General features: G+C 42.5%; 9 protein-coding genes. All 9 read right to left on the bottom strand.

Going from position 1 to position 7,433, the window contains the following annotated elements; translation table 11 throughout:
- A partial coding sequence (locus N2257_09845; protein MCX7794684.1) for a FliI/YscN family ATPase occupies positions 1 to 1,087 on the bottom strand: 1,087 nt, incomplete at its 3' end.
- Positions 1,088 to 1,093: 6 nt separating this feature from the next.
- Positions 1,094 to 1,678 (bottom strand): FliH/SctL family protein, encoded by a 585-nt coding sequence (locus tag N2257_09840; GenBank protein ID MCX7794683.1) that lies wholly within the window; start codon positions 1,676 to 1,678, stop codon positions 1,094 to 1,096.
- Positions 1,668 to 2,648, bottom strand: coding sequence for a flagellar motor switch protein FliG (gene fliG / locus N2257_09835; GenBank protein MCX7794682.1), 981 nt, complete (start codon positions 2,646 to 2,648; stop codon positions 1,668 to 1,670). Before fliG ends, N2257_09840 begins: the two co-directional genes overlap by 11 nt.
- The gene (fliF, locus tag N2257_09830; GenBank protein ID MCX7794681.1) at positions 2,648 to 4,174 is read right to left on the bottom strand and encodes a flagellar basal-body MS-ring/collar protein FliF; all 1,527 of its coding nucleotides are present in this window, start codon (positions 4,172 to 4,174) and stop codon (positions 2,648 to 2,650) included. The genes fliG and fliF overlap by 1 nt, the downstream gene beginning before the upstream one ends.
- On the bottom strand, positions 4,174 to 4,461 hold the full coding sequence (fliE, locus tag N2257_09825) for a flagellar hook-basal body complex protein FliE (GenBank protein MCX7794680.1): 288 nt from the start codon (positions 4,459 to 4,461) through the stop codon (positions 4,174 to 4,176). Before fliE ends, fliF begins: the two co-directional genes overlap by 1 nt.
- Before the next feature lie 17 nt (positions 4,462 to 4,478).
- Positions 4,479 to 4,892: a flagellar basal body rod protein FlgC gene (flgC, locus tag N2257_09820; GenBank protein ID MCX7794679.1), complete on the bottom strand. Its 414-nt coding sequence runs from the start codon at positions 4,890 to 4,892 to the stop codon at positions 4,479 to 4,481.
- On the bottom strand, positions 4,889 to 5,260 hold the full coding sequence (gene flgB / locus N2257_09815) for a flagellar basal body rod protein FlgB (GenBank protein MCX7794678.1): 372 nt from the start codon (positions 5,258 to 5,260) through the stop codon (positions 4,889 to 4,891). Before flgB ends, flgC begins: the two co-directional genes overlap by 4 nt.
- A 46-nt stretch (positions 5,261 to 5,306) precedes the next feature.
- The gene (locus N2257_09810) at positions 5,307 to 6,629 is read right to left on the bottom strand and encodes a sigma-54 dependent transcriptional regulator (protein MCX7794677.1); all 1,323 of its coding nucleotides are present in this window, start codon (positions 6,627 to 6,629) and stop codon (positions 5,307 to 5,309) included.
- Positions 6,630 to 6,649: 20 nt separating this feature from the next.
- Positions 6,650 to 7,433, bottom strand: a 784-nt coding sequence (locus tag N2257_09805; GenBank protein MCX7794676.1) for an ATP-binding protein, incomplete at its 5' end; no start/stop codon positions are given.

The following is a 7,433-nucleotide window of genomic DNA, read 5'->3' as shown; positions in this document are numbered from 1 at the left end:
TATAAGAGACAGGAACAAGGTCAGGCATGAGCCTGCTTATGCTCTGAAGCACATCCACTGCTGGATAAAGTCCTTCCATTGCCAGCTCTCTTGAAAGTACTATATGGCCATCAAGTATTGCCCTCGCAGCATCTGCCACCGGGTCTGTAAGATCATCTCCCTCTACAAGCACTGTGTATATGCCTGTTATAGAACCCCTTTCAAAATTACCTGCCCTCTCAAGGAGTCCTGGAATCAGAGCAAATACAGAGGGAGTATATCCCTTTGATGCAGGTGGCTCTCCTGTTGCAAGCCCGATCTCCCTCTGTGCCTGGGCAACTCTTGTTAGAGAATCCATTAGCAGAAGAACATCACATCCCCTGTCTCTAAAATATTCGGCAATGGCTGTTGCTGTTAAGGCAGCCCTCACCTTTAAGAGGGGAGTTTCCCGTGCGGTGGATACAACAACAACTGACTTTTTTAGGCCCTTTTCTCCTAGGTCTTTATCTATGAAATCCTTCACCTCCCTTGCCCTTTCACCTATAAGTGCTATAACCGTAACAGGTGCCTCCGTATATCTCGCTATCATGCCCATTAGTACACTCTTCCCAACTCCTGAGCCTGCCATAATGCCGATTCTCTGACCCTTTCCGCAGGTGAAAAGCCCGTTAATCACCCTTATCCCAAGATCAAGAGGTTCTGTTATCCTTTTTCTTACCAGCGGATTGTCTTTATAACCTGTTATTGGGTAATCCTTACCATGAACAGGACCTTTTCCATCTACTGGTTCACCCTTTGCATTTATGATCCTTCCAATAAGGGATTCTGATACCTTTACAGAACTTCTCTTTCCTTCAGAAAGAATCCTTGCTCCCGGTCTTATATCAGCCATCTCATCTGTTGCCATCAGGAGTATCTTTCCATCCCTGAAACCTACAACCTCTGATGATAGAGATCCCTGTTCAGACATTATCCTGCAGGATTCTCCAATCACAGGATTTATGCCAGTTGCTTTAATCAGAAGGCCTGTTATCTCCTGAATCCTTCCATATACATGAAGGGTATCAATATCCTGAATCTTTTTTTCTATTGATTTTAAATCAATCATCAAATATCAAAGCCTTTCAGAAAGTTCCCTTATCAGGTTTCTTAACTGTTCATCTGTATCAGTGACAATTTCCTGTGTCTCGCTTATAACTTCTGAACTGTAGGGAGGAAGGGATGGGTCTATGTCAATAACTATCTCCTCATGAAGCCTCAGAAGACCCGGGCTAGCCTTCTCAAAAATTTCTTTAAGAAGGGGATTTATCTTTATTCTAACTTTTCCCTGTTTCTCTATCTTTTTGATTGCCTCCTCTGTGAGTCTTACAACAATCTCCGGTTCTTTTTCTATTTCCTTCATTATGAGTTTTCTTGCAATTGATACCGAAAGTTCAATAATTAGTGGTTTTATGGATCTTTTAATCTCTTCTTTATGGGAAATGAATTCCGTGACCAGTTCCTCTAGTTTATCTATAATCACTTTTGCCTCTTTTTCTGCGAGTTCAAGGCCTGCCCTTCTTCCTTGTTCAAATCCCCTCTCATAGGCTTCCCTTTCAATATCCTCAATCCTCTGACCTATTTTGAGTGACTCCTCAAAAACAGGAGGCCTGAAATCAGAAAGATTTTCTAAGTTTTCTATCTTTCTTCTATACCACAATCTTTTCTCCTCCCCTGCCAAGGATTATCCTTCCTTCTTTGTCTAGTCTTCTTGCAACACTCACAATATTCTTCTGTGCTTTCTCTACATCAGAAACCCTTACCGGTCCTTTGGCCTCCATTTCATCTTTAAGTATCTGTGCTGCTCTCTGGGACATGTTCCTGAATATCTTTTCCTTCATTACCTCAGGTGCTGTTTTTAGGGCAATAGCCAGGTCATCAGTGGATACCTCCTTAAGTATAAGCTGAATTGACCTGTCATCAATATTCACAAGGTCTTCAAAAACAAATAGCATCTCCTTAACCTGATCTGCGAGTTCCGTGTCGTGCTCTTCAATCTTTTCAAAGACTATCTGCTCGGTTGTCTTATCACAATAATTCAATATATCTGCGAGTACTTTTGGACCTTTAAGCTCCTTTCCCCTGCCCTTAATGCTCTCAAGCCTGACCTTCAGAACCTCCCTTAACTCTTCTATAGCCTCCTCGGGAATCCTTTCTATTGATGCCACCCTTAAGGCAATCTCTGCTCTCAATCTCTCAGGAAAAAATCCCAGAACCCTCGCTGCCCTTTCGGGTTCCATGAGGCTTAACGCCATTGCTGCTGTCTGGGGATGTTCATTCTGAAGAATTGTGGCAAGACCTTTTGGTTCGATACCGTTGAAGAGCTCGGATGGACTGTCCTTTGAAGCCATATCAAGAATATACCTCGCCCTTTCTTCACCGAGACCCCTGGGCAGAACATTTTTAAGGAAATCTGTACCTGATACTGGAATATCACCCTTTTCAATTATCTCCGAAGCCTCTTTTATTACCTCATCAAGCTGTGACTTCCTAACCTTCCTGAGCCTATTCATATGAATGGTGAGCTCCCTGACTGTCTGCGGATCAAGTCCCTTCAGAACCTCTGATGCTACTTCCTCACCAAGGGATATCAGGAAGAGTGCAGCCTTTTCGTATCCACCAAGCGCCATTATCTCTCCTCAATCCATCCCTTTATAATTTGAGCTGCCTTCTGAGGATTATTTCTTGCCCACTCAATTATGTCAGGTCTTGATAGCCCCTGTTGCACCATCTGTCTTTCAAGCTCCGCAACTGTTCTAGGTAATTCTTTTATCACTGGTACAGGTGGAGATAAGATGGCCTTCAGTATGGGTCTTATAACTAAAAGAAATAAAAGCAGCAGTGCCAGAAGAGGAAGAGTATATCTGAAACCTGTTATAACCACTGGCATTATCTCCCTTGCAGGTTCTTCCGTCTCTTCTTTCTGGATATAGTCCTCGTGGAAGGGCATATTTATGACCCTTACATCATCTCCTCTTTTTGCCACAAAGCCAACAGCATTCTTTACCATGGCTTCAAACTTCTTTAATTCCTCTTCGGTCCTAGGAATGTATTTTTTTCCTCCGCCCTCTGAATTAATATAAGATCCATCAACAAGAGCAACAACACTCAGCCTCTTTATCTCTCCAGGCAGTATCACTGTATGACTCATGATCTTGTTTATCTCATAATTTACTGTCTCGCTCTTTTTCTCTGAATAGGAATTAGCAGTAAGGTCAGCACCCGTTTTTCCTGGAATATTTGATGAAACACCTGGTGTGCCACCAGGGGATGTCTTGCTAGATCTTTCAATATGCTTTTGTTCGCTTCTTACAACCTGACTGTCTGGATCATATATCTCTTCTGTCTTTTCCGTTTTTGTAAAGTCTATCTGTGCGGAAGCCTTTGCCCTGACCTTTCCCCTTCCTACAACAGGCTCAAGAATTGCTACTACCCTTTCTTCAAGTTCCTTTTCAACAGCCTGCTGGAATTCTATCTGGTTCTGAGTAAGAGAGATGAGGGTATCTTTTCTGGGAGATGTGAGAAGTTCCCCCCTGCTGTCAACAACAGTCACATCATCCGGGCTGAGACCATCAACACTGCTTGAAACAAGATGGACTATACCCTGTATCTGAGAATGGGAGAGTCTTCTTCCGGGTTTCAGTTTTAAAAAAACTGATGCCTTCGGTCTTTCTTCCTCTCTTGTAAAAAGGCCTTTCTCAGGAATAGCAAGATGAACCCTGCATTGCTCAACCTCCTGAAGACTCCTTATCGTTCTTGAAAGCTCTCCCTGTAGTGCTCTCTGATAATTGAGCTTCTGAACAAAATCTGTCATAGTAAAATCCCTTTTATCAAAAATCTCAAAACCAACGCCACCGCCTTGAGGAAGTCCTTGAGAAGCAAGCTCAAGCCGGAGACTGTATACCCTGTCTGAAGGCACCATGATCCCTCCCGGTGTTACCCTGTAGGGAACCCTCATCTCCTTGAGCTTCTGGATTATCATGCCACTGTCTTCATCAGAGAGGTTTGAATAAAGAACCTGATAATCCACACGCTGTGACCACGAGAGAAAGAGAATAATGCTTCCCGCGGTCATCAAAAGGATAAACCCAAGCATAACCTTTTTCTTAAGGGGCATGGAATTCAACCATTGCTGAATATTATTTAGCGATGCCATCAGACCTGCATCCTCTGTATCTCTTCATAGGCACTGAGCAGCCTGTTCCTTACCTCTATCATTAATTGAAAGGAGAGTTCAGCCTTCTGCATAGCTATTACTGCCTGTGTTATATCACCACCAGTGGCAAGTTCCCTGACAGCTCTGTCTGCATCAGACTGTATCTGCTCGAGTTTCCCTATAGCCTCTCTTAAAAGAAGGGAAAAGGAATCTCCTCTGTCTTCACTCTTTACTGTTGATGGATTCTCTCTTACATGCAGAAGATTATTTACCCTTATCTCGGACATATCTCAAACCTCCACTTTTAAAATCTTCCAAGCTCAAGGAGTTTCATAAACATGCTCTTTGAAGTATTGAATGCCGCTATGGATGCCTCATAAGCCCTGAAGGTCATGAGCATGTTAACCATTTCTTCAAGAACCTCTACATTAGGAAGTTTTACAAATCCATTCTCATCAGCATCAGGATGTCCGGGGTCATATACTATTTTGAACGGTGAACTGTCTCTTATTATTCCGGCAACCTGAACACCCTCAAGCACCTCATTACCTGCCTCAATCTCTTTTACAGTAAAAAGTACATCCTTTCGCCTGTAAGGTCCTCCCTCCTCTGTCCTTGTTGTATGTACATTTGCCATGTTTGAAACAATTGTATTCATCCTCTCCCTCTGTGCCTGAAGAGAGGATGCTACGACTTCAAGAACCCCAAAGGTTTTCATAACTGCCTCCTCAGTGCATTTTTAAACATCCTTATCTTTGCCGAAAGCATATTAAGACCTGCTTCATATAAAAGGGCATTCTCTGTAAGCTTTGCCACCTCTCTGTCAAGTTCTACGTTGTTTTTATCCTTCCATGCACCTTTTTCATCCTCCTGTATATCAAGCTTTGAACCTTGGTTGCCTGAGGAAATGTGTCTCTGAGAGGTAACAGTGAGCTCAATCATTTCATGATTGAGCAAATTTTTAAACTCTATATCCTTTGCCCTGTAACCAGGTGTATCAACATTGGCTATATTGGACACTATAAGGTTGTGCCTTATACCGGCAAATCTGAGAATCTCCTCAAGTATTCTGAAACCGTCAGCCATCCTGCTCTCCTTAATTCAAATTTTATGCCATTCAAAAAACTCCAGCTTACGGGTCTGAAACAGGAAATTTTTTCCCATCAGGAAATTCCTGCCTGTACTGTGCAAGCTTATTCCTTATTGTCCTTACGCTTACGCCTAGAAGCTTTGCAGCGAGGCTCTTGTTACCCTTTGTCTCCTCAAGGGTCTTGAGTATCAATTCCTTTTCAAGATCTCTTATTTTTCCGGTTCTTAAAAATCTCTCCTCCTCTTCAAACATGAGGTCCTGTGGCCCTATAAAATCTGACCTGCAGAGAAAAACAGCCCGCTGAATAACGTTCTCAAGTTCCCTGACATTTCCCCTCNACTGTCTGGCCATTAGTATATTCATGGCTTCCTCTGTAAAACCCCTTATCTCCTTTGATGCTTCCTTCGAAAACCTTTCAAGAAATTTCATACTCAAAAGAGGTATATCCTCAGGCCTTTCCCTGAGAGGTGGTAGCTTTATTGGAAAGACACTCAATCGATAATAAAGGTCTTCTCTGAATCTTCCTTCCCTTATCTCCCTCTGAAGGTCTCTGTTTGTTGTTGCAATAACCCGTACATCAACCGGTATGGTTCTTGTACCGCCTATCCTTTCTATAACCCTTTCCTGCAGCACCCTCAAAAGCTTTGCCTGTAGCTGAAGAGGCATCTCTCCGATCTCATCAAGCAGAATAACACCCTCATGAGCAAGTTCAAATTTTCCTTTCTTTCTTTCAACGGCTCCGGTGAAGGCACCTTTTTCATAGCCAAAGAGTTCTGATTCAAGAAGGTTTTCGGGAATAGCTGCACAGTTAACAGCTACAAAAGGTCCCTTTGACCTCCTGCTCCTTCTGTAGATATACCTTGCAAGGAGTTCTTTGCCGGTACCGCTCTCTCCTGTGATAAGAACTGTGATATCACTCTTAGCGAGCTCATCTGCTATGGACAGTATTTTTTTTAGCTCAGGATTTTCCGTTATGACTTCTTTATCGGTAGGTGTATTTTCTATCACTGATTCTATAGCTCTTCTGAGCACATCAAAGGAGAAGGGTTTCATAAGATAATCCGTTGCTCCACTCTTCATTGCAAGAACAGCATTCTCCACTGTTCCATATCCTGTGATAACAAGCACAGGAAGATTTCCTGCTATCCTTCTTATCTCTCTTATGAGTCCTATACCATCCATGCCCGGCATTTTCATATCAGTTATTACGAGTGAATAGGCTTTCTGTTTTAACTTCTCAATCGCGGAATTTCCGTTATCGGAAATGTCAGCCATATAGCCAAGGCTCCTTACTGCTTCACTAAGGGCATTCCTCATCTGAAGATCATCATCCACTATAAGTATGGAGCTATTATTTTTTGACATCCAAACCTCCAGAAGATAACTCAGAGGTCAGTAATAAGAGAATGGCCCTTTTTTGTTGAGACCTCTGTTTTTTCTTCCTCCCTCTTCGGCAATGATAATATGAATTCACTTCCCCTGCCAGGTTCGCTATTTACATTTATAAGACCTCCATGGGCCTGAATAATTTTTGCTGTGATGGCAAGACCCAAACCAGTTCCATTGTCCTTTGTTGTAAAAAAGGGATCAAATATTCTGTCCATTATCTCCGGTTCTATACCCCTGCCTGTATCTCTGATTGAAAAATTAACCAATCCATCTCCTTCATATACATTTATCCAGACAGTTCCTCCTTCTGGCATTGCCTGAATGGCATTTATCACGATATTAAGGATTGCCTGTATTAAAAGTTCCCTGTCTCCCATAAGCAAAAATTCATTCTTGGAGCAGTGTACGGTCACATTGCTTGAATTAAGTATCGGCCCTAACATCTGAAACACCCCGCTTAATATATCTGAAGAACTTATAGGTCTCGGATTTATACTCCCCGGTCTTGCAAAAATAAGCATATTGGTAAGTATTGTATTAAGACTTCTGATACCTGATGATATACCCCTTGATAATTCCTTGCCCCTATCAGTAAGAATCTCCTTTTCAAGCATCGTGGCAAAAAGCTCTATACTGCAGAGGGGATTCCTTATCTCATGCACTATATGAGCAGCCATCTCTCCCATGGCAATCAATCTCTTGTTCCTCTCATACTGCATTTCCATCTCCCTGAGTCTCGTTATATCTCTTATCAGTATAACCTCACCCGTAAGAGCTGTC

Source organism: Thermodesulfovibrionales bacterium, from assembly GCA_026417875.1.
In the GTDB taxonomy this organism is placed as follows: domain Bacteria; phylum Nitrospirota; class Thermodesulfovibrionia; order Thermodesulfovibrionales; family CALJEL01; genus CALJEL01.
Note: the sequence above shows the minus strand (reverse complement) of the source record. Positions and strands in the feature narration are given on the sequence as shown.

Coding starts and splice junctions, on each gene's coding strand:
- fliE (MCX7794680.1), bottom strand. CDS start 4,461: ATGTCCGAGATAAGGGTAAATAATCTTCTGCATGTAAGAGAGAATCCA.
- fliG (MCX7794682.1), bottom strand. CDS start 2,648: ATGGCGCTTGGTGGATACGAAAAGGCTGCACTCTTCCTGATATCCCTT.
- flgC (MCX7794679.1), bottom strand. CDS start 4,892: ATGAAAACCTTTGGGGTTCTTGAAGTCGTAGCATCCTCTCTTCAGGCA.
- fliF (MCX7794681.1), bottom strand. CDS start 4,174: ATGGCATCGCTAAATAATATTCAGCAATGGTTGAATTCCATGCCCCTT.
- flgB (MCX7794678.1), bottom strand. CDS start 5,260: ATGGCTGACGGTTTCAGAATACTTGAGGAGATTCTCAGATTTGCCGGT.